This window comes from Calditrichota bacterium, from assembly GCA_013152715.1.
Classification (GTDB): domain Bacteria; phylum Zhuqueibacterota; class Zhuqueibacteria; order Thermofontimicrobiales; family Thermofontimicrobiaceae; genus 4484-87.
In genome coordinates, this window is sequence record JAADFU010000192.1 from 19,749 (window position 1) to 43,034 (window position 23,286).

General features: G+C 45.6%; 19 protein-coding genes. 1 reads left to right on the plus strand and 18 read right to left on the minus strand.

Annotated elements, in window-relative coordinates; genetic code table 11:
- Positions 1-53: 53 nt before the first annotated feature.
- The 18 genes from GXO74_15150 to GXO74_15235 all read right to left on the minus strand — a co-directional run bounded on the left by GXO74_15150 (position 54) and on the right by GXO74_15235 (position 21,380).
- The gene (locus tag GXO74_15150; protein NOZ62991.1) at positions 54-1,988 is read right to left on the minus strand and encodes a hypothetical protein; all 1,935 of its coding nucleotides are present in this window, start codon (positions 1,986-1,988) and stop codon (positions 54-56) included.
- A 200-nt stretch (positions 1,989-2,188) separates the two neighbouring features.
- A complete protein-coding gene (locus GXO74_15155; protein ID NOZ62992.1) occupies positions 2,189-2,605 on the minus strand; it encodes a hypothetical protein in 417 nt (138 codons plus the stop codon).
- Positions 2,606-2,639: 34 nt separating this feature from the next.
- Complete coding sequence (locus GXO74_15160) at positions 2,640-3,515, minus strand: cytochrome c3 family protein (GenBank protein NOZ62993.1); 876 nt, start codon at positions 3,513-3,515, stop codon at positions 2,640-2,642.
- Between the two features lie 11 nt (positions 3,516-3,526).
- Positions 3,527-4,720, minus strand: coding sequence for a hypothetical protein (locus GXO74_15165; GenBank protein ID NOZ62994.1), 1,194 nt, complete (start codon positions 4,718-4,720; stop codon positions 3,527-3,529).
- An 89-nt stretch (positions 4,721-4,809) separates the two neighbouring features.
- Complete coding sequence (locus GXO74_15170; protein ID NOZ62995.1) at positions 4,810-5,814, minus strand: rhodanese-like domain-containing protein; 1,005 nt, start codon at positions 5,812-5,814, stop codon at positions 4,810-4,812.
- A gap of 42 nt (positions 5,815-5,856) precedes the next feature.
- Positions 5,857-6,975 carry a hypothetical protein gene (locus GXO74_15175; protein NOZ62996.1) on the minus strand — a complete coding sequence of 373 codons (1,119 nt, stop codon included), beginning with the start codon at positions 6,973-6,975 and terminating at the stop codon, positions 5,857-5,859.
- Between the two features lie 9 nt (positions 6,976-6,984).
- Entirely contained in the window at positions 6,985-7,191 is a 207-nt protein-coding gene (locus GXO74_15180; GenBank protein NOZ62997.1) for a hypothetical protein, read from the minus strand.
- Positions 7,188-7,649 carry a tetratricopeptide repeat protein gene (locus tag GXO74_15185; protein NOZ62998.1) on the minus strand — a complete coding sequence of 154 codons (462 nt, stop codon included), beginning with the start codon at positions 7,647-7,649 and terminating at the stop codon, positions 7,188-7,190. The genes GXO74_15180 and GXO74_15185 overlap by 4 nt, the downstream gene beginning before the upstream one ends.
- Before the next feature lie 203 nt (positions 7,650-7,852).
- Positions 7,853-9,178 carry a PAS domain S-box protein gene (locus GXO74_15190; protein ID NOZ62999.1) on the minus strand — a complete coding sequence of 442 codons (1,326 nt, stop codon included), beginning with the start codon at positions 9,176-9,178 and terminating at the stop codon, positions 7,853-7,855.
- 433 nt (positions 9,179-9,611) lie between these two features.
- Positions 9,612-12,287, minus strand: coding sequence for a pyruvate, phosphate dikinase (locus tag GXO74_15195; GenBank protein NOZ63000.1), 2,676 nt, complete (start codon positions 12,285-12,287; stop codon positions 9,612-9,614).
- A 43-nt stretch (positions 12,288-12,330) separates the two neighbouring features.
- A complete protein-coding gene (locus tag GXO74_15200) occupies positions 12,331-14,046 on the minus strand; it encodes a S41 family peptidase (protein NOZ63001.1) in 1,716 nt (571 codons plus the stop codon).
- A gap of 41 nt (positions 14,047-14,087) precedes the next feature.
- On the minus strand, positions 14,088-14,726 hold the full coding sequence (gene tmk, locus GXO74_15205; protein ID NOZ63002.1) for a dTMP kinase: 639 nt from the start codon (positions 14,724-14,726) through the stop codon (positions 14,088-14,090).
- A 1-nt stretch (position 14,727) separates the two neighbouring features.
- A complete protein-coding gene (locus tag GXO74_15210; GenBank protein NOZ63003.1) occupies positions 14,728-16,068 on the minus strand; it encodes an MATE family efflux transporter in 1,341 nt (446 codons plus the stop codon).
- Positions 16,069-16,432: 364 nt separating this feature from the next.
- Complete coding sequence (locus GXO74_15215) at positions 16,433-17,737, minus strand: inositol-3-phosphate synthase (GenBank protein NOZ63004.1); 1,305 nt, start codon at positions 17,735-17,737, stop codon at positions 16,433-16,435.
- 51 nt (positions 17,738-17,788) lie between these two features.
- A complete protein-coding gene (locus GXO74_15220; GenBank protein NOZ63005.1) occupies positions 17,789-18,136 on the minus strand; it encodes an aspartate 1-decarboxylase in 348 nt (115 codons plus the stop codon).
- Positions 18,137-18,410: 274 nt separating this feature from the next.
- Positions 18,411-19,043, minus strand: coding sequence for a CDP-alcohol phosphatidyltransferase family protein (locus tag GXO74_15225; GenBank protein ID NOZ63006.1), 633 nt, complete (start codon positions 19,041-19,043; stop codon positions 18,411-18,413).
- Between the two features lie 148 nt (positions 19,044-19,191).
- Positions 19,192-19,854 (minus strand): 16S rRNA (cytidine(1402)-2'-O)-methyltransferase, encoded by a 663-nt coding sequence (gene rsmI / locus GXO74_15230; GenBank protein NOZ63007.1) that lies wholly within the window; start codon positions 19,852-19,854, stop codon positions 19,192-19,194.
- 191 nt (positions 19,855-20,045) lie between these two features.
- Positions 20,046-21,380 carry an L-lysine 6-transaminase gene (locus tag GXO74_15235; protein ID NOZ63008.1) on the minus strand — a complete coding sequence of 445 codons (1,335 nt, stop codon included), beginning with the start codon at positions 21,378-21,380 and terminating at the stop codon, positions 20,046-20,048.
- 383 nt (positions 21,381-21,763) lie between these two features.
- Here GXO74_15235 and GXO74_15240 point away from each other — a divergent pair, with 383 nt between their 5' ends.
- Positions 21,764-23,188, plus strand: a complete 1,425-nt coding sequence (locus GXO74_15240; GenBank protein ID NOZ63009.1) for an MATE family efflux transporter — start codon at positions 21,764-21,766, stop codon at positions 23,186-23,188.
- Positions 23,189-23,286 lie beyond the last annotated feature (98 nt).

The window sequence follows — 23,286 nt, forward strand, 5'->3', positions numbered from 1 at the left end:
AAAAGCCAGAAAATGTCCTGACTTTTTTGTTTATTATTATTGCATTCCGAATATTATTTCCCTTCTTTGATGGCGCGGTCAAAATCCAGCGGATGTTCCTCGCGATAATCATCTTCATCCATTTTGCCAGTGAGGCACGTCGTATTCATGGGATAGACATGCGGGTCAAAAAATTGAAAATAGAAATGCCACACCAAAATAGCCAGCGACGCCAGAATCGCCTCGTAATAGTGAATCACCAAACTCATATCGATGAACCATTTTGGTAAAAATCTCAGGGAAATATTTTCAAACCACATGATTAATCCGGTAATAGCCATCACCGCGGTTCCCCAAATCAAAGCGAGATACTCCGCTTTTTCTATATAGCTATATCTTTCGAAGCGAGGCCTTTCATTTGCAAAGCCCAGATAATATTTCAGCATGTGTACCACGTCTTTCGCATCTTTAGCTGTGGGCAAGAAAGCGAGTATTTGTTGCCTACCGCGTTTTGTAGAAATAATATAATAAAGATGATAAAATGAAAGAGATAGCATTACTACCGCCGCCAGACGATGCACGAAACCGCGAAATGCAAATCCGCCTTCCCAGTCCAACAGCGGACGCGCCCACCAGGCTTCAGGAAATTTCATGCAAAATCCCGTGTAAGCTAAGGTAATAAAGCTCGCCATGAGCGCGAAATGTTGAACTCGCTCGTTCACTGTCAGCCGTTCAATCTGTCTTCTGAAGGTGGGGTCATAAGCTATTTTTTCCGGCGGATTCTTGAATTTCGCGCGAAGCTTTTTCAAAAAATCCAAACCGTTGTGCGCCGCCATACCGCCGATAGTGCCAAAAATAAGGAAATAATACAGAATGGTCACATAATAAATCGCCTTACTGCTTTCGCGACTGGGAGTGTAATGCACTTTCCCGACGGTGACTTTGTTGGAAGCGCCAGGATGACATTTGCCGCATGTTTTCGCCAGATTAGCCGCGTTAATTGTGGACAAGGGATCATCTGAACTGCGGATATTATGCACGCCGTGGCAACTGGCGCAATTTGCCGCAACAAGAACGCCGCCGCGAATCATGAGTCCGTGATAGCTATCATCGTAAGTTTGAACGACTCCTTTTTTTATGCCATATTTTGTAGCAATTCTTTTCCCTTCATGGCATCTCGGGCATAAAGTTTTTGAGACCACGGCACTGTAAACAGTCGAAGTGGGGTCTGAAGGCGCTTTGATATCGTGTTCCGAATGGCAATCAGTACAGACCGGAGCGTCTGTGGCTCCGAACGAAATTGCCCGGCCATGCACACTTCCCATGTATTCCTGATAAATATCATCGTGGCATTTGGAACAAGTCTTCGGAACATTGAATTTATTTGTCAAAGAATTGGCATCATTCGAGGGCAAAATATTATGTCCGCCGTGGCAGCTATGGCAAGTGGCCGCGTTAAGATTTCCCTCTTTTTTCGCCTTCTGGAAATGAATGCTTGTTTCAAAAGCTTCTACAGCGGTTGAAATCGGAATGTGATATTTCCGATTAATTTTTGGATCCGCATGACATTTGGCGCAGGTCGCCGGCTCATTCAAAACAAACAATGTAGATAGCGAATCGTCCGTAGGATACACATAATGAGAACCATGGCAATCCCAACATTGTGGCGCTTCAGCGGCTCCTTTCGCCAAAAGTTTTCCATGGACGCTATTTGCGTATTCTGCCGCCGCATCATCGTGGCATTCGCTGCATTTTACGCGCTGCAAATTTTCATCATGAGGCAGATCCTTAATATCAACATGGCAATCAATACATTCAAGATCGCCGTGTACTGAATTAGAAAATTTGCTCATGTCAATAAAAACTGAAATCTCAACGGAATCATTTACCGTTTTTGTCAATTCTTGATCACCATGGCATTCCATACAATCTTTGCTGGTAATGTCCTGGCTCCACACAATCGAACTACTCATCAGAATGAATAAAACAACTCCGGCCCAACGAACCATTTTTTGCCCTTCCTAATTAACTTCACGATGCTTAAATTTCCGAATTAAATGACGCTGTCTGTGCAATCTTTTTGGATAGCTTCAAAAAGCACAACTGAAGAGATATATTTTAAAAAAGCGCTGAAAAATTTTCCCAAAAAATTCATCGCCTTAAATTAAAAAATAGCATTTTGGCACGGAACAATTAGCTTTGCAATTCTTTAAAACGGGACACTCCCTGCCTGGTGACAATCATAACAGGACACGTCGCTCTTGCCGCCGGTCAAATCTGAACCGTGGCAGGACCTGCAGAATGAAATGGCATTGCTGTTATTGGCAATATATGCCGCATGATTTTTTTCGTTATCCACCAAAATCCAACTGGCGGGATGCGGATAAGTCTGATGGCACTGAAAACAACTAAGCCCGGTTTTGCCGCCATTCAAATCAGCGCCATGACATGCTTTACACGATGTATAACCGCTTTCTAACACTTTTGTTCCATGAAAATTTTCAGCGTCCGCCGTATTCCAACCTTCAGGATGAGCGGTACTGGGCAACGGATTTTTATCAGTTGAACATTGCCACATCAACAAGCCAAAAAGCACAATCAGGCCGAGAATAAATATTTTTTTCATTTTCTACCTCTGCTTAAAACTCGAATGATCCATTTTACTTATGGCAAACCACACATACAGGTTCACTCTGCGCATCTGAATGGCAGCTCAAACAGGAATCTAAATCCAACTGCGCGGCTCGTGCATGAGCGCCGCCAGTCGTGGTGTTACTCCAATTGGCAAACGAATGATTCCGCGGGATGACCATTCTTCTCTGGTGACAGTCCACGCAAAATGCCTGTTCTTCGTGGCAAGTATAACAATTTTCCTTGTTTCCTTTGGCGTACAAACCGTGATTGTTCACAAAATTCAAAGGATGTACCTGCCTGTCCAGATTGTCCGATTTGTGGCAGTCGAGGCAATAGGCCTTTGTGTGGCAAGTTTCACAGGAGCTTTCGTCCGCTTCGGCGGTGATGCCGTGGCTCGATTTCCAGGCAAAATCGTGCGTCGCCGGTTTCAACTGATCTTTTTTCGCATGGCAATCATAGCAATAGTCATCCCGAGCAATCTCTTTGTGACATTCGACGCACACAGTCATTTTGGGCAGATGTTTTTCCAGAATATTCTCGCTGCCGACCACATTTTCATGGCATTTCTCACAGGGGATATTTTTTGCCACGTGTTTGTCGTGCGGGAATTTTGCGATGTAATCGGTGATTCTCGGATAATCGATGGCATTGTCCGGATCTTTGTGACATTTGCTGCATTCCTCATCTTCGTCATGACAGGAATAGCAGGCATCCATATCCGGCAGCAAATTATCCGACGCCTTGGCGCTTTCGCTCGCTTTGTGACAATCGCTACAAGATGCGCCTACTTCTTCGGCGTGATATTTGTGCGAAAAAATAAGCTCCACATCCTGCGCCACTAACAAGACGCTGATAAACGCGAGAAAAATCAATGCGACAATTACAATAACGGTTTTTTTCATAACAATTTCCTCTACCAGCTAAAATGGATGTGATTTAACACACGGGAATCGCTCTCTTTGAAGCGATTTGTCAACCATTGGTATTCCAGATCAACAGACCAATATTTTTTAAATTTATAAGATAACCGAACAGCATTGGCGATTTGATTTTCAAATTCATAAACTTTTTCCGTTCTGTAGCGCGAATAATCGACATTCAAGGATGCCAACAGACTCGGCGTAATCGAATAGGCGTAATCCAGCACCACGCCGATCTGATCGCCGGCATAGCCTGACTCGTACACCAGACCTACGCTGCCGTTCAGATTGCTCACTGTGAAAAACAGACGATTGGCGGTTTCGGTGTCAAATTGGATCAATTGATATTGGCAATTCATAAAATAATCGCCTTTCAGCCGATAGCTGCCTCCCAGTCGATATTGCCAGTACGGATCGATTTCAAAAATCGTGAAAAAAGAATTAGCGTAAACCTGCGGATATTGATTCTTCACACCGAAATTCAGATACAGATTTTTCAATAAATGATGCCGGGCGTTGAAATAAAGGCGATGAAAACGGGCATTTTGCAGGTCGTAGTGAGTTTGCACCTGAACCTGAGTTTTGGGAATCAATGAAGTGCTGAAATTGACACCGGCAATCTGCCAGAAAATATCTTCGCTGTTCATTTTTTGCAAATAAAGCAATTGTAAATGAGAAGAAAAAATCTTTCTCAAGTCAATCACGCCACCGGCTGTAAAACTATCGTCAAATTTGTAAATTTTAAAACTCCGATTGAATTGAGATTCCACGCCGGCGTAAAGGGAAAGGGACAAATGGTTTACAATCCGGGCTCGCGCAAAAAGTCCGTCCAGCCCGCCTAAAACAGTCCCTGGATGAAGAAATTGACGCCCGATGATAACATCAAACCGATTCAGCACTTTTTTGAATTCCAGATTCAATTGATAGGCGCGAAATCGCATGTCGCTGTCCAGCGTCTGGTTGAAATCTGTGAGCGCACGAAAAGAAGCGTTCAACGTCGCATTTGCCAATTCCGGCGAATTCAAATTAAAGCGGACAAGTTGGTACATGCGCGTATGAGTCGTGGTATCCTCATAGCTATAAAAGGAGTTTGATGCTCTGCCGTGGAACTGAATTCCGATAGCGTCAACTTGAGAGTTGAACATTACGAAAAAAACCAGCACCCAAATTTTTGTTATTCTTTTCATAGCGTCATCTTCACTCTGGTTAAAAGATAAAATTTAAGAGCGGCAGGTTTAAACTGCCCGCCGCTCTTCACAATTTCTTCAAAAGTTAATTATGGTTTTTCCAAAATAGCATCATAAATTCCCGGCTGGGGAGGTCCGGCATATTTATGTGCGGCTAACTTTGAATAAGCAAACCCATTGAAACCATAAAGCAAACTTTTTACATCGTAGCCCAATATTTTCAGATAAGTTGATACCTGAGCGGATGTCTGACCTGTATAGCAATACACTACAACAGTCTTATTCGTCGGCAGCAGATTTAATTTCGCATCGGTTTTTAAAGATGTATTTGGTGTAAACTGATAAGCGCCGGGAATATGTCCGGGATTCAGGTACTCATTTTCAGGCCAATAATTAACAATAAAATAATTGCCTGTATTGTCCCACACATCGTCAGCACTAATTTTTGGCCATCCCGGAGCAATAACTTCTTTAAACCGAGCTTTAATGATCGCTTCTGCTTCGGTCTCACCAGTATTCAATTCCGGAAAATCATAAGTCGTTGTGGTCGTATTCGCTGTAGTTTCCAGATCATTAAAATGCTCATCCGAGGCTACCTGGCCCATCCACTGATGCGAATTGGAAATGCTTGTGTCCACAGCACACATTCCGAACAGCAAGTTTTGTGCGTCGTAGCCCAGCAAATTCAACACAGCAGTCGCCACACTTGCAGTCTGGCCTGTGTAACAAATATTCAAAATGACCTTATCTTTGGGAATAGTGCCATCATCCACTTTGTCCACAAGATCGCCTAATGCCATATTCATTGCGCCTTTAATATGGCCGCTGGCAAAATCTGTTGCGGAACGATAGTCAATGATGAACGGATCATTCGCTGTATTGCCGTCTGTAAGCACATCATAAACTGCTGAAATAGCAGTATTTACCGGCAAGCCGCTCGGTGTGGTGTAATTTGAGAAATAGGTGTCACCCTTTTCTGCGACAAGAGCAAACTCATCAACTTCTTCCGGTTCCGTTCCATTGTCTTTGTCGCATCCAAGAATGATAACTAATGCGAGCATGAGCACGAGAAAGATTGTTAAATACCTTTTCATTGCAGGACCTCCAACTTGGTTAAGAAATTAAATTAATTAGTCTTAAAACGAACTTGGTGGAATTTTGTCATCCATTACAATATCTTTGTTTGCGTCGACTTCATAATCAAACAGGTCTGTAGTCAACAAATAATATTCTTTCGTCGTGTGACATTTTAAATAACAACTTCCATTAGTACCGGTCGTATCGGTTTGCGCCGTCCACCGCTGAATATTGTGCGGCGTGGTGTATTTCCAGGTCGGTTCGCTGTTGAAATTCGGCAAATCAGCGATCCCCCAACTGGCGTAAGTGTCCGGGGCAACCGGAATGTGACGCACTGTCACATAGTCATATTCAGCGTTCTCCGCCCGAATATTGAATTTATTTTTGGCAATTTTAAATGCAATATAAGAGTTGCCGGTAATTCCCGCGCCGCCGGTGTGGCAGGCATTGCAATTTTTATAAGGCTGAGCGTGACAAATCTGGCAGGAAAGCGTGGCGCCGGCAAGACCTTTCCAGTGCATTTGATGATAGATATTGGCATCCAGTTTATCTTCATGACAACTTTCGCAGCGCGGTGCGTTTTGAACCAGATAGCGATAGTCCGCAGCGCCAGCGTCGCCATGCATCTCATTTTCGGTGTGGCAAAAAGTACATTTCGAACCGCCGGGTTTGTAGCGATGCACATCAGCGAAATAGCCTTCGCGCTGACCCAGATATTCTTCGCCGACACGGCTTCCGTGGCAAGCAACGCAGTTATTGTCCCGCTCGGGCTCGCTGAAAACATGGCCGCTGGTAAAACCACCCTTTACAGAAATCGGTCGCTGGACATGACACTGACCGCAAGTACCGTGGCATTTTCCGCACTCGGCTTTAAATTTGCCCATCATCGTCGCGTCATTTTCAATACTGTAGCCAAGACGATTTTCAATTCTCTTCAGATAACCCGACTGTGTTTTGTGCAGCGACGGGCTGTATTGATTAACGATATCTTCATGGCAGCCAGAGCAATAGGCCGTTGCTTTGTCGCTGGGCACAGCCACAATATTTTGATGAGCAGAATCTTTATCAAACGCCGTTTTATCGCCACCGTGACAAACGACACAACCAATTCGTCCGTGGGGCGTGCTGAGAAAATCTTCTTCGACATTAACCATTTCCCATGCCTCTAACTGAGGCACAGAGCCGCCTCAGCCTTCGCCCGAATCACCACTCTCCGGTGGCAATGGCGTCGCAACCTCTTTCAACAGCGACGAGTTCAAATGGCAGTAAGTGCAACTGGACTCTTTTGAAGCAAACTGGCTGGACGTCGGCTGATATTTATCCGTACAGCCGCTGCCAATGAGCAAGAAGAGGAATAACAAAAAAATGCCATAAAGAAATATTTTGGATGTCATTTGTTCCCCTTTAATCCGTTTGATATTAAGTAAGAAGTTAAATAATCAATTATCTCATTAATCGTTTCATCTTTAGGCGCAGATTTCTGGTATTCTCTGAAATAGCCATACGATTTTTCCACATCACAATAAAGCCAGAGAATAGCGAGTTTTATCAAATATTCTTTGGAATCACTGATATTTTTGAACCGCTCCTCAAAATCGTAAACCAGTTCCGGACACGGACAATCATCAAGCAAAGGGTCTGTCTCGACAATGCAATCAATATCGTTCTCATGGACAAGGCTCACAAGAAGTTGTAGCGCGCGTTCCAGATTGCCTTCCTGTACATGGCAAACGATGAGCTTTTTGCGAATCGCCTTGCTCCTCGGATTCTTCTCCAAAATGTCATCCAATTCTCTCGCTGCCAGAGCATACCTTCTGGCTAAAAAATATTGATTTCCTAACATCTCAGACATTCTTTTCTCCCAGCTATTAAGGTTCAATGTTTGTCAAAAACCTTGCCAGAAGATGTATCGCTCTGTTTATAATGGGATTAGCTAATTTTTCAAGATAAGACAAAGTGTTTCACGTAAAACACTTTATTAGCGCCCATCTCTTTATTTTTTCAATAGTTAGGGTATTTTGAAACGATTTGTTTCGTGAAACGTTTCACAGCAGGCTATTGAGGAAGATTGATCTGTTTCATTTTTCGCCACAGTGTGCTGCGGCTGATACCCAATTCCTGGGCAACGCGCGTTTTATTCCATTTATGTCTTTCCAGCAATTTTAAAATAAGCGAACACTCCTCCGATTCCAAACAGGACGCATACTGAGCACGCACAGAAGATACGCCGCTACGAACAGACAGTGGTAATTTGCTCAACGCTATTGTCGAACTGTCGCGAGTGCGGACAAAGGCATACTCCAGCGCATTTTCCAACTCGCGAATATTGCCGGGCCAGGTGTATTCGACTAATAATTCCAATGCCGGGTCTTCGATATCGTTCATCTTTTTTCCATAAATCAAAGAGAACTTTCTTAAAAAATGTTTCACCAAATAAGGCACATCTTCGGGTCTTTCCCGCAACGGCGGCACAGAAATAGGGATCACATTCAGGCGATAGAACAAATCTTCGCGAAACTCCCCGTTTCTGATTGAATCCACCAAATTTTTATTGGTCGCCGCAATCACGCGCACATCCACGGTTCGGCTTTTCGATTCGCCGACGCGTTCAAAAGCGCCCTCTTGCAAAACACGGAGAAGTTGAAGCTGCATTTGCACTGGCATCTCGCCGACTTCATCCAAAAAAATCGTGCCTCCATTTGCGAGCTCAAAACGCCCTTCTCGGTCGCGAATAGCGCCGGTAAAGGCGCCTTTTACATGACCGAAAAGCTCACTCGCCAGCAACTGCCGCGAAAAAACCGAGCAGTTGACTTTCACAAATGGTTTGTCTTTGCGTTGGCTTGTCGCCTGAATCGCATTGGCAACCATCTCTTTTCCGGTTCCGGACTCCCCTTGAATCAGAACCGACGCATCAGAATCGGAAATCTCGTCAATGAGCTCAAAAATTTCATGCATCGCTTTGCTGTACCCGACGATACCTTGAAACTGAAATCGCCGCGTATGTTTTTCTCGAAACATTACTAAATCCGAGACGTCCCGAAAAGAGATGACGCCCCCAAGCGGTTCGCCCTCGGAATTGCGCAAAATTGCGACATTCATTTTTACGGGGATCATCTTCCCTGCTTTATCTCTCATTTTTGAATCCAAGTCGTAAATATTCTTTCCCGATTCCAGCACTTGCGCAATCGGACATTGAATAAAACATAAATTAGACTTGAAAATATGCTTACAAAATTTGCCGAGGACTTCGGAACGATTCATTCCGGTAATTTCTTCTGCCGCTCTGTTGAAATAATTTATTTTAAAATCTGCATCAACAGTAAAAAGCCCTTCGGCAATGGAATCCAATATGTCATGAGTCAGTTCTTGATCAGTTGGCATTTTCACCCTTTCTCGTTTCATTTGCTGAAAATGAAACAATTCGTTCTAAAAGATAATAACTTTTCTCAAAAAGTCAAGCGAAATCCACTGGCATTACCCGGGAAATGATTGAATTGGCAGCAAACTCACTGTTGCTCCGGCATATAAACTTCGTTGGGAAATAATAAATCCTTTGCACGATAAAAAACAACATGAAAATCATTTAAAAAAAATCACACTATCGTCGTGCCGCAAAAAAACCAACCGGGCGTTATCGTAATAGTTACTATTTTTGCAATCGGTGGTTGTAGAATTATTTTGTCAATAATCATTTTGTCATTTTTTTACAACTGACAGAACAGTTGCCTTCTGTTCAAAAAAGAAGCGACTGAACGGATTTTTTTTCGCCGCGCAGTCGCTCCTGATATTTTGCAATTAGTAATTTGTAAATTTGTTATTTATTTTGAATCGCCGCTTGAGCAGCAGCCAGACGCGCAATCGGCACGCGGTACGGCGAGCAGCTCACGTAATTCATTCCCACGCGATGGCAGAAATCGATGGAACGCGGATCTCCGCCGTGTTCGCCGCAAATACCCACTTTCAAATTCTGTCGCACGCTGCGGCCTTTTTTCACGCCCATCTCGACCAACTGTCCCACGCCTTCCTGATCAAGAGTCTGAAACGGATCATCGGCAAGAATGCCCCTGTCCAGATATTCTTTGAGGAATTTTCCGGCATCGTCGCGGCTGTAGCCGAAAGTCATCTGCGTCAAGTCATTCGTGCCAAAAGAGAAAAATTCCGCTTCTTCTGCCACTTTGTCAGCAGTCAGCGCGGCGCGCGGAATTTCAATCATGGTGCCGACCTTGTATTCCACTTTCACGCCCATCTCTTTTTGCACTTCTTCGGCAACTCTGATAACCACAGTTTTTTGATCGGCAAACTCGGCTTTGGTGCCAATCAGCGGAATCATAATTTCAGGATAGACATTCACGCCTTCTTTTTTCAACTGACAGGCAGCTTCCATGATGGCGCGCGCCTGCATTTCGGTAATTTCCGGGTAAGTGATTCCCAGGCGGCAGCCGCGGTGTCCGAGCATGGGATTGAATTCAGCCAGCGCCTCAACTTTGGCTTTGACATGCTCTTTGGAAACGCCCATCTCTTTTGCCATTTCTTCCTGGTTGGCGTCGTCGTGCGGCAGGAACTCATGCAGCGGCGGATCCAGCGTACGAATTGTCACCGGCAAATCGTGCATGGCTTTGAAAATCCCGTAGAAATCTTCCCGCTGATACGGCAGCAGTTTGGCCAGCGCTCTTCGTCTGCCTTCTTCGTCTTCTGCCAGAATCATTTCCCGCACTGCTTTGATGCGATCTCCTTCAAAAAACATGTGCTCTGTACGGCACAGTCCGATTCCTTCGGCGCCGAAATTTCTCGCTACTGTCGAATCGTGTGGCGTGTCAGCATTGGTGCGCACGCCCAGTTCGCGAATTTCGTCCGCCCAAGACATCAATTTACCAAAATTTCCGGACAATTCCGGTTCCACTGTGGGCACTTTACCCTCAATGACTTCGCCTTTAGAGCCGTCCAGAGAAATCCAATCGCCTTCTTTGTAAACTTCGTTGTTTACGGTCATGGTTTTGTTTTTGTAGCTAATTTCCAGATCGCCGCAACCAGCTACGCAGCAAATTCCCATTCCGCGGGCAACAACGGCAGCGTGCGAAGTCATTCCGCCGCGAGCGGTCAAAATTCCTTTAGCCGCGCTCATCCCGCCGATATCTTCCGGCGAAGTTTCAATACGGACCAAAATGACATCTTCGCCTTTTTTCTCCCAATCTTCGGCGTCATCAGCGTGAAAAACGATGCGGCCCGTCGCCGCGCCCGGTGAAGCGGGCAAACCTTTGGCAATCAGTTTAGTTTTTGCATTAGGATCAAACATCGGATGCAAAAGCTGATCCAATTGGCCAGGTTCAACGCGCATGACTGCGGTCTCTTTGTCGATCAGACCCTCGTCAACCATTTCCACTGCGATCCGCACGGCAGCAGCAGCAGTGCGTTTCCCGGTGCGAGTTTGCAACATCCAGAGATGTCCTTTCTGAATGGTGAACTCGATGTCCTGCATATCTTTGTAGTGATTTTCCAATTTTTTGTAAATCGCTTCCAGCTCAGCGTACGCTTCAGGCATCACTTCTTGCAAAGTTTTGTGCGAAGGATCTCTTTTTGTCGAGTCGTTGATCGGCTGCGGCGTACGAATACCAGCGACCACATCTTCGCCCTGGGCATTGACCAGATATTCGCCGTAAAACTGTCTTCTTCCCGTCGCCGGATCGCGCGTGAAAGCTACGCCAGTGGCACAGTCGTCTCCCATATTTCCGAAAACCATGGATTGCACATTCACCGCCGTGCCCCAATGCGCAGGGATGTTATTCAATTTGCGGTAGGTAATGGCGCGAGGATTATTCCAGGAACCGAATACAGCGCCAATTGCTCCCCAGAGTTGCTCCCAGGGATCAGTAGGAAAATCTTTACCAGTGCGTTTTTTAATTTCCGCCTTGAACAACTCGACCAAACGCTTCAAATCTTTTGCTTCCAGCTCCGTGTCCAATTTGACGCCCTTTTCCGTCTTGACCTTATCAATGATGACCTCAAACGGATCCTCTTCCTCTTTAGATTCCGGTTTCAAACCCATGACCACGTCACCGTACATCTGGACAAATCTGCGGTAAGAGTCCCAGCCAAAACGTTCGTTATGGGCATGGTTAATGACTCCCTGAACAGTTTCGTCGTTCAAGCCGAGGTTCAAAACCGTGTCCATCATTCCGGGCATGGAAGCAGGTGCACCCGAACGTACAGAAACCAGCAGCGGGTTTTCCTTATCGCCAAACTTTGCTCCCATTACATTTTCAATATGTTTCACGCCTTCGATTACTTGTTCCCTGACATCCTTGGTCAACACGCCGCCATTTTCATAATATTGAGCGCAGACTTCAGTTGAAATAGAGAACCCAGCCGGAACCGGCATTCCCAGATTAGCCATTTCAGCCAGATTGGCACCTTTGCCGCCGAGCAATTCCTTCATCGACGCATCGCCATCAGCTTTTCCTTTTCCAAATAAATAGACATATTTCTTGCTCATCAACCAATCTCCTTCAGTTTCAATTGCAATAATTTCCAGTCATTTAATTCGCGTCATTCGGTTTTAATAATGAAAGATACACATCATTATTTTTCAATGTCTCCACTGCTTTTTTCACTACCTTATCATATTGAAAAACGCTCTCATACTTTCCCTTGGTTCCCCAAAGCTTGGCACTGATTTCTTCACGCAGATAGCGTTTAATGATTGGTAAATTTTTCTCAAAATCACCCTTTTTCTCAAAAGCGATCACTTTTTCCAACTCTCCCATTTTGGCAGCTACATTATCAGAAAAATCATCCTGCTTGATCGCTTTTTTCAAGTCGTCGATAACTTCCTCAGAGGCTGTCTTGTAAGTAAAATTTTTCTCTTTTAAAAAAGTCTTGAAGTCGGAAATAATTTCATCGCCCACGGTGAAGTCTCTGCCCAATGCCTCATGCTTGGAGGCATAATCGAGCGCAAAATTGAAAAACATGGATTTCATGATCAAATTACCGACAAGCGGCGTCATTTTTTCACCCTTCACCTCGACATCAGGTTTAATGCCGCCGCCGCCTTTAACTTCCCGTTTGGCGGCAGTGTAAAAAATCTCATCCTGCTTTTTTGTCGTCGTGTCTTCTTTGCTTTTGTCGTACCCCCACAGCACATTTGGGGAATGAATGAAATGCGGTTTCTGAATCAGCCTTCCGCTGGGCAGATAGTATTTCTCCGAGGTAATTTTCAGAGAAGAACCGTTTCTGTCCACCGGGATAACTGTCTGCACAAGGCCCTTGCCAAACGTGGGCCGGCCGACAATCACGCCGCGGTCCAAATCCTGAATAGCGCCGGCGACAATTTCAGACGCCGAAGCGCTGAACCCATCAACTAAAATAGCGAGCGGCTGATCGGGCCAGATCGCATCCACGCGGGAATAGTAATCCTTGTCAGAAGACGCACGTCGGCCATGTTTGGAAACGATCAAATTTCCTTTTCCGACAAAACTTTCCGCGACCTGCACTGCCGATTCCAGCAGTCCGCCGGGATTCCCACGCAAATCGAGAATGAGTCCTTTCATGCCTTGATCGCGCAGCGCGGCAATAGAATCCTGCATTTCTTTTCCGGCTTTGCGGGTGAACTGGCTCAATCGAATGTACCCGATCTGGTCGTCCACAAACCCGGAGTAAGCAATGTCGCTCACGTTAATTTCAGCGCGAATCAGACGGAATTCCAATGGCTTCTCGGCCCCGTAACGCCGAATTTTGATATTCACTTCCGTGCCGATCTTGCCGCGCAATCGTTGCGCAGTCTCGCTGATAGTGAAATCTTTTGTTGACCCGCCGTCAATTTCGATAATTTTGTCGCCTTCCCGAATGCCGGCGCGCGCCGAAGGAGTGCCTTCAAACGGGGGCTCCACAACCGTGGGCCAACCATCTCGCTTGGCGATACGCATGCCCACGCCGCCGTACTTGCCTGTCGTCAATAATTTCAGATCAAAATTTGTCTCTCCCTCGTGCTCGATGTACATGGTGTAGGGGTCCAACGTTCGCAACATGCCGTCTATTCCGGCACGCATAAATTTTTCGGGATCAATCACTTCCACGTAGCGTTTGGTGACCTCCTCGTAAATTCGGCCAAAGAGAGCCATGTTTTTTTTGATTTGAAAATAATAGTCAGGCTTTTCGGTTTTCGTCTGTCCGGCGATCCATCCGCCGAACATAGTCGTGGAAACCGCCAACAAAACGATCAACACTATGGTCAGATACTTTTTATTTTTCATCATACAAATCCTCCTTGAGGAAAACGTTAGTAAATTTCTACCGGCTAAGTGGCGGACAAAATTCGATGATCTATTTCTCGCCAAATTTCTCGGCTGATTTCATCAATAGCTTTTTTACCATCAATGACGCAAAATCGTTCCGAATTGAACCGGGCGAGCGCCAGATAACCCTCTCTGACCCGGCTGAAAAAATCGTGTTCCTGATCTTCCATGCGGTCGGGAATTTTCCCGGCAAGTTCTCTTCTTTTTTTCATTTCGGTTAGATCAATATCCAATAAAAAAGTCAAATCAGGATCTGTGCGCTGGCTCGCCATTCGATTTACTTTGTGAATAAAATCCAACTCAATGCCACGGCCATAACCCTGGTATGCAGCGCTGGAATCAAAAAATCGATCTAAAATCACAATTTTTCCATCTTCCAGCGCCGGAATGATTGTCTGCCGCGTCAGTTGCGCTCTTGCCGCGGAGAAAAGTAAAAACTCCGCCACCGGCGTCATGGGTTCTTCGGCTTTGGCAAGCAAGACTTCTCTGATCTTCTCCGCGATAATTGTGCCGCCGGGTTCTCGCAGCAAAATATACTCAATGCCCTTTGATTTCAACTTTTGCGTGAGCCGCTGTACCTGGACCGATTTGCCGCAGCCATCGATGCCCTCGAATGTGATCAAAAATCCGGTTTTACTCATATTAAACCTTCATTGATTTCCAGCGCCCCCCCTTGAAGCGCCAGTAATTTACCGAGTAGCGCAGACCTTCATCCAGCAGGTGAACGCCCCACAAACCTGCCACGCCCAGATTAAACACGAAAGCGACCACCCAGTTGAAACAAATTTCCAGCAGCAAAACGCCAATGAGCGTCATGTACATGATCCACTTCAAATCGCCGGCGCCGCGAAGATTTCCGATGACCACGCCGTCCATTGCTTTGGGAATCTGCACAAAAGCGAAAACTACCATAGCGTTCGCGCCAATTTGAATAACTCGAGATTCCGGCGTGAAAATATAAAGTATCTGCCGCGAGAAAACCAACAGGACAACGGCGACAACAGTAGAAAAGAAAAATCCCACCCAACTGGTCGTTCGCGCCGTGCGTTCTGCTAACTCCCGATTTTCCGCCCCCAAATGCTGTCCCATTAAAGTCATGGCGCCCATGCTCAAACCGAGGTAAGCCATGGACAAAACGTTCTGAATTTTATTGAACGCCATGTGTGCCGCGAGATAGTCTTTTCCCATTTGCGCCGCGTACAAAGAGACAATAAGCAAACCGACCGCCCAAAAAAGCTGCTCCATGGTCGTCGGCAACCCGGTGTTAACAAGACGCTTGAAAGTCTTGAAATTGGGTCGGGTAAGTTCCTTGAATGAAAGAAACAGGACGGATTTTCTCGTCCGCAAAATGTAAAGCGTCATCAAAAATCCGACCGAATGAGAAATGCCCAGCGCAACCGCAGCGCCTTCCACTTCCCAGCGGGGAAAGCCAAACCAGCCGAAAATGAACAGCGGCGACAAAATGACGTTCAAAGTATTGATGGTCAAATTGACGAACATCGACAGATGCGTATCTCCTGCGCCACGAATACAGCCGACCGCCACCAGATTGGTAATGACGATCGGGGCAAACATGGCAATGATACGCAAATAAGAAATTCCGGCATTCTGCGCTTCTAACGACCCCCCTTCTTTGATCAGCTTGAACAGATAAATTCCCCCGAAATACCAGACAAACGCAAAAACAAAAGAAATAATCACGCTAATCATGACTGCCTGTCCAAAAACATGATTCGCCTCACGATGCTGGTCGGCGCCAACGTGTCTGGCAATGATCAAAGAGCTTCCAACGATAAAAGTGATAATTATCGTCAAAAACGCAATGATGACCTGGATGGCAAGTCCCTGTCCGGCAAAAGCAGCCGTACTCAAGCGCCCGATAAAAATCGCCTCAATGGTAAAAAAAATAGTTTGCGACGATAAATCTATCATCGCCGGAACGGATGTGCGCAATATTTTTCTTAGCGGATTACTGTGTGCCAATACTGCCTCAGTTTTGCCATGCGAAAATCCCCAAATCGCTCGGTTATCATTTGCAAGAATGGCTGGAAACTAATAGCGGCAGTTTCCAGCCAATCAAAATAACTCATCGAAAATTCAAAGAGTCTGCCTTTTCATCAAAATTCTAAATGAAATCCGTTGCTGCAATTAGCGTATTTCAATCCCTGAATCAATTCAGGCGACAGGACTAATTTTCCAGCCGGCGGAAAGCGTCTCAATAATTGCTGTTATCAGGCAGGAACCTCCGCTCCCGGCTGAATAATCGACGCCATTGGTGCGCTTTACTTTCTATCTGTTCGATTTAGAATTTTGGTTAAATTTGAAAACGGAAAAAGCCAACGAAAATTTAATCGTAATATTCCATTCCCAGATGCGTGATCAGCTCTTCGCCCTTCAAATAGCGCAGCGTGTTTTTCAGCTTGATCAATTGGATGAAAATATCGTGTTCCGGATAAACTTCCGGCGCGTGCATCGGGCTCTTGAAATAGAAAGAAAGCCACTCCTGGATGCCTTTCCAATGACAACGATGAGACAAATCCATTAGTAGCGCCAGATCAAGCACAATCGGAGCCGCCAAAATACTGTCTCGGCAGAGGAAATCGACTTTGATCTGCATAGGATAACCCAACCAGCCAAAAATATCGAGATTGTCCCAGCCTTCTTTGTTGTCGCCGCGCGGGGGGTAATAATTAATGCGCACCTTGTGGTACAAATCTTTGTACAAGTCAGGATAGACTTCCGGCTGCAAAATATGTTCCAGCACCGATAGTTTGCTCTCTTCTTTTGTCTTGAACGAATCGGGATCATCCAGCACTTCGCCGTCGCGGTTGCCCAGAATGTTGGTCGAAAACCAGCCGCGAAGACCGATCATTCTCGCTTTCAATCCAGGCGCCAGAATCGTTTTCATTAACGTCTGCCCTGTTTTGAAATCTTTCCCCGCGAGCGGTACGTTTTTCTCGTTGGCGAATTCCACGAGCGCCGGAATGTCAATGGTTAAATTCGGCGCGCCGTTGGCAAAAGGAACCCCGGCCTTGATCGCCGCGTAAGCGTAAATCATGCTCGGCGCAATGCCCGGATGGTTTTCTTTCATCGCTTTTTCGAATGATTCCAGCGAATCGTGAAGCGCTTCCGGTTTCATGAAAACTTCTGTGCTTGCACACCAGATGACCACCACTCGATCCAGATTGTTTTCTTCTTTAAATCTATTAATATCATCAATCAACATCTGCGCTAAATCATATTTTGTCGCCGCTTGCTTCACATTCGGGCCACTGAGATTCTTCACGTATTTCTGATCAAAAACCGCCTTCATCGGCTTTATTTTCTCGATCTCCGGTTTTACGGACTCTAACAGATCTTTGTCCAACACGCCCGCATTCATCGCCGATTCGTAAACGTTATCCTCAAAAATATCCCAACCGCCAAAAACCAAATCATTCAGACCTGCCAATTCGACAAAATCTTTAATCATGGGAACGCGTTTTTCCGATCTTTTGCCCAGCCGAACGGTGCCCATTTGCGTCAAAGAGCCAATCGGTTTGGCGATTCCTTTTTTCACCGCCTCGACACCGGCAATAAAAGTAGTCGCCACTGCGCCCAATCCTGGCGTTAGTATGCCCAATTTCCCCTTTGGCCGGTCAATTTCTTTCACTTCTCTCACCTCAATTCCTCCTGTTATTAAATGTCTTAAACTTTATCGGTCTTATTTGACCTTATTTTTGTCATCAACATGAACGACGCTTGGCTTAAACGATAATGCCTTTGCCGTCTCCATCTGCGCGAACGCAGCAATGATAATTAAATCCCCTTTTTCCACAAGCCGGGCGAGCGCGCCATTGCTGCAAATTTCTCCCGATCCCCGTTTACCCTCGATGACGTAGGTGATGGCTCGCGCCCCGTTATTAATATTGAAAACGTGCACTTTTTCGTACGGCACAAGATTCGCCGCATCCATCAAATCGCGGTCAACAGTAATGCTTCCTTCGTAATTCAGATCGGCGGCCGTGACCGTCGCCCGATGGATTTTTGATTTTAAAAGTTCAACGAACATCCCAAACCTCAAAAAAACTAAACGTCATCAAGAAAAACTGCCATGCTAAATGTGCTTTTGTCAGACGACAATTAGGCGTTTAAGATTAAGACACGCTTTCAGCGCTCTTTTGCGAGGGAGTCGCCTTGCCTCAGGCCCTTCTCATTTCCGCAGTTCGGCAAAAAAGCCCTCGAATGGCGCCACGGCGCGTGCAACGTAGCGCAATTTCAACAAAAATGCTCAAACCATTTGCCATCGCCCACCAAAGCAGCGCACAACGAATTATTTCGCCTGATTACTTTTGCGGCACAGAGACTTCTGATTTGCGCCGCTCATTTTTCCACACATAAAGCAAACGCTGAATGGCGGTAATGTTGGAAAATATTGCCACGATGATAATTGCGATAACCAACGTTTTCAGATGAAAAATAGCGCCAAATGCAATGAATACAACTCGTTCAGCCCGCTGCATGACGCCGACTTTGCAGTCCAGCCCCAGGCCTTCCGCGCGCGCGCGAACGTAGCTGGTCATCACGCCCCCTCCAATCGCCACAGCCACAGCAACCGCAGTTATCAACGAAATTAGCGAAGCATGGTGATTCCAATCAACGATAAAATAGTAAATTAAACCGAAAAAAATCATCACTTCGGAATAGCGGTCCAGCGTAGAATCGTAAAGGGCGCCAAATTTTGTCGTGCGATTTGTCGCTCGTGCCACGCGTCCGTCAATAATATCAAACGTTCCGCCTAAAAGCATAATCGCGCCTGCGATGCGATGATAGCCGATGGCAAATAAATAAGCGGTGGGAATACTCAGCAGCAGCCCCAGCGTTGTGAAATGGTTTGGATTAAGTCTTTTTTTGATAAAGAAATTAATCACTGGCGTAATTAATGCCAAATAAAAATTTTTAATCCAATCCGGTAACAAATTTACTTTCAACTTGACCCTTTCTCTTTTTTCCACTCAGATTTTTTATGGTCTTGTAAACTTATTTTTTCTGTACCCACTCTTTCAAAGGTTTTCCGTTGTAATCAAGAGCCTTTTCCAACTTAAAGTTGATCATCATTTTTTTAATTTATCGGGATTTTCCTTTTCCCTCAACAACCAGCACAAACTCGCCTTTCGTTTTGATCAGGTCGGGTTCGCGGACAAATTTTTCAATTGTTCCCCGATAAACTGTTTCAAATTGTTTTGTCAATTCTCGGCAGATGCAAATTTGCCGGTCGCCTAAAAATTCCAGCAACTGCTTCAAAGTTTTGTGAATTCGATGAGGCGACTCGTAAATAATAATCGTGCGTTTTTCTGCTGCCAACTCCTTCAGCCGCGTCTGTCTGCCTTTTTTTTGCGGCAAAAATCCCTCAAACACAAAACGGTCTGTGGGCAGTCCCGAAACGATCAGCGCCGTCACAAAAGCCGCGGCGCCGGGAATCGCTTCTACTGAAATCCCCCGACGAATCGCCTCCCGCGCCAGATAAAACGCCGGATCGGAAATCCCCGGCGTGCCGGCATCGGAAATCAGCGCAATCGACTTGCCCGACTTGAGCCTGTCAATCAAAAACGGCGTTTTTTTTTCTTTGTTAAAATCAAAATAACTCGTTGTCGGCGTCTGAATCTGAAAATGACGCAGCAGCACGCCTGAGCGACGCGTGTCTTCCGCCGCAATCAAATCCACTTCTGTCAAAGTTTCCAACGCGCGTTGGGAGATGTCTTTCAAATTTCCGATTGGCGTGCTCACCAGAAACAATTTGCCAAAATCCTGTTCGCCCACAACGCGCTCCTCGATGGAAACTCTTCCCACACATTGAACTTCAACCTGCGGGGACAAATCAATTGGGAATAATGGTCGTCACCGGGAGCAGTCACGCCCGTCTCCCAAAAGCTCATTCGCCGTTCAGCCTTGCCAAAATGTTAATTTTAATTATACGATTTTCACGCAATTGCGTTCACTGATTTTTTTAATATTGAAATCGCTTCGTCAACAATTTCATTCGTCACATTCAGCGAAGGTCTGAAACGAAGCGATCTGTCGCCGCACGGCAAAATCAACATTTTATTTTTCAACGCCTCAACGCGCAACTGGTCTCGTTTTTCGCCATCCGGCAAATCGAATGCGATAAACAATCCCTTGCCTCTGACGTTGGAAATCACGTCGCTGAAATTCTGCTGCAAGTCTTCAAGCGCCGACTGAAAATAGGCGCCGACTTTCGCTGCATTTTCCACTAAATTTTCTTCCTCAATAATTTCCAGATAGCGCTGGCTGCGAACCATATCTACCAGATTCGCACCCCAGGTGGAATTGATGCGGCTGGACTCCTGGAAAACATTACCTTCGACTTCATCAATTCTTTTGCCTGCCATGATACCGCACACCTGCGTTTTTTTGCCAAAGGAAACGATATCCGGCTCCGCGCCATAGTGCTGATAAGCCCACATTTTTCCGGTCACGCCGACGCCGGTTTGCACTTCGTCAAAAATCAACAAAATGTCATTTTCATCCGCAATCGCGCGCAAAGCCGCAAAAAATTCGGGACGAAAATGATTGTCGCCACCCTCGCCCTGAATCGGCTCGACGATGATCGCAGCAACGTCATCGGGATTGTCTTGGATTGCCCGCTTGATTTGATTGAGGCTCGTTTCTTCAGCCTGCTTGACTTTCGTCAGATTCTCTTCATTCAACGGAAACGTAATTTTCGGGTTCAAAACGCGCGGCCAGTCAAATTTGGGGAAATATTGCGTTTTGCGCGGATCCGCCGTGTTTGTCAGCGACAGCGTGTATCCGGAACGGCCGTGAAAAGATTGCTGAAAATGAATCACTTGGCTGCCTTTTTCCTCTTTGTGGCCTTTTTGAAAATTTTTCCGCACCTTCCAGTCAAAAGCAGTCTTGAGCGCATTTTCAACCGCCAGAGCGCCGCCGCTGATGAAAAACAAATGCGGCAATGTGTCCGGCGTTGCCACACGCGAAAATGTCTCCACAAATTCCGCCATTTCCGTGGTGTAAAAATCCGAATTCGAAGGCTTGTTGATCGCCGCTCGCAATAATTTTTCCAAAAAATCGTCATCAAACATTTTCGGGTGATTTATGCCTATCGGCAAAGTTGCAAAAAACGTAAAAAAGTCAAGATAGCGATCTCCATTGCGCGCATCGTAAATATAACTGCCCTGACTTTGTTCCAGATCAACGATAATCTCAAACCCATCTGCCAATATGTGTTTCGACAACAAGCCTGTCACATTCGCCGCTTCAATTCGCTTCATATTGTTCATTCTCCCTTTTTAAATATTGGTTCTCTACAAATTCTTTGAGGACTTCCAATCCATCTTTCAAAATCAAAACACGCAATTAAAACTTATAATTATAAGAAAAATATTCATAAAAGTCAAGGGACAATCCAATGCCGCAAAAATATTTTAGCTTTCTCCACTTCAAAATGGACGCCGTGAAATTTGTTCCTTGAAATAAAAAAAAAGCGAAATGGGGCAGTGCGTCAGCAAACGCCGCTGAACGCAGCAGAAAATAACTGCCGCAATTTAAAAACATCCTTGACCGTAAAAATAATTATTGAATTATTCTCTTTTTTTCACGATATTAATTCCTTAAATCGAAAATACCAATACAAAATGAGCCTGACGAAAATATGCAAAATTTGATTCAAAACACAAAAAATCGCTGGCGAGCCGAAGGCGGGTATCGGGAAGTGCTTGCTCTATCGCTGCCGCTCATTTTAAGCACCAGTTCGACGACGATCCAGCATTTTGTCGATCGCATGTTTTTGACCTGGTACTCGCCGGAAGCAATCGCCGCTTCTGTTCCTGGGGGAATTTTGTCTTTCACACTGATGTGTTTTTTCATCGGCACCGCGACGTACACCAATACTTTTGTCGCCCAGTATTTTGGCGCCAAACAAAACGACAAAATCGCCCGTGCTGTCTGGCAGGGGGTCTATTTTTCGCTCGTTAGCAGCGCCATTGTTTTTGTCTATTTGCCGCTGGCAAAGCCGATTTTTCAATTAGTCGGACACACGCCGGAAGTTCAGACCCTCGAGATTCAATATTTCCGCATTCTCTGTCTCGGGGCTCCGGCAATTTTCGTCGCCGCTGCTGTCTCCGGATTTTTCAGTGGGCGTGGGGAAACATGGACAATCTTGTGGGCAAATTTAGCTGCCACGGCGGTCAACATTGTTCTCGATTATATTTTCATTTTCGGAAAAATTGGCTTTCCCGAATCAGGCATTCGCGGCGCGGGGCTGGCAACGGTGATTTCCAATTATCTCTACACGCTCATTTTGTTCGCGCTGATGTTGAAACCCGCTTTTCGCAAAACTTTTCAGACGTGGAAGAACAGGCAAGTCGATGGGGAAATTTTCCGCCGCCTCATGCGCTTCGGAACGCCGAACGGCGTGAATTTTATGCTGGACTTGTTGGGCTTCACTCTTTTCATTTTGCTCGTCGGCAGATTCGGCACAATCGCACTGGCTGCCACAAACATCACTTTCAACATCAACGCGTTTGCATTCATGCCCATGGTCGGTATGGGGATCGCCGTGGAAATTATCGTGGGGCAACGGCTCGGTGAAAACAATGCCCAATTAGCGCGATTCGGTACAAAGTCTGCGCTGCATTTGACAATTTTTTACATGGGGCTCATTTGCCTGACTTATCTTTTTCTCCCGCAAATCTATTTGATGCCCTTCGCCGCCAATGCCGATGCGGGCAAATTCAAAGAAGTAGCCGAAATTACAATCAAGTTGCTCTATTTCGTTGCATTTTATTCCATTTTCGACACGATGAATATTATTTTCTCCAGTGCACTGCGCGGCGCCGGCGATACGCGATTTGTGATGTTCGTCAGTATAAGCCTGTCGTGGATTTTAATGATTATTCCCACTTATCTGGGAAGCGTCGTTTACAACTGGGGCTTGTACGCCACGTGGATTTTCATCACAGCGTACATCGCGGCGCTGGGAATAGTTTACTATTTTCGATTTCGTCAGGGAAAATGGGAGTCCATGCGCGTCATTGAAGAACCGAAATTTATCATTTCTCCCAATCTGCCGGAAAATCCGACGCTTTAGTTTTATCGGCTAAATTTTCATTTTCTCTGCAACTTGAAACCACAGAGTTCACAAAGTAGGCGCAAAGAACACAAAGAATATCTTATTGAAAATAATTA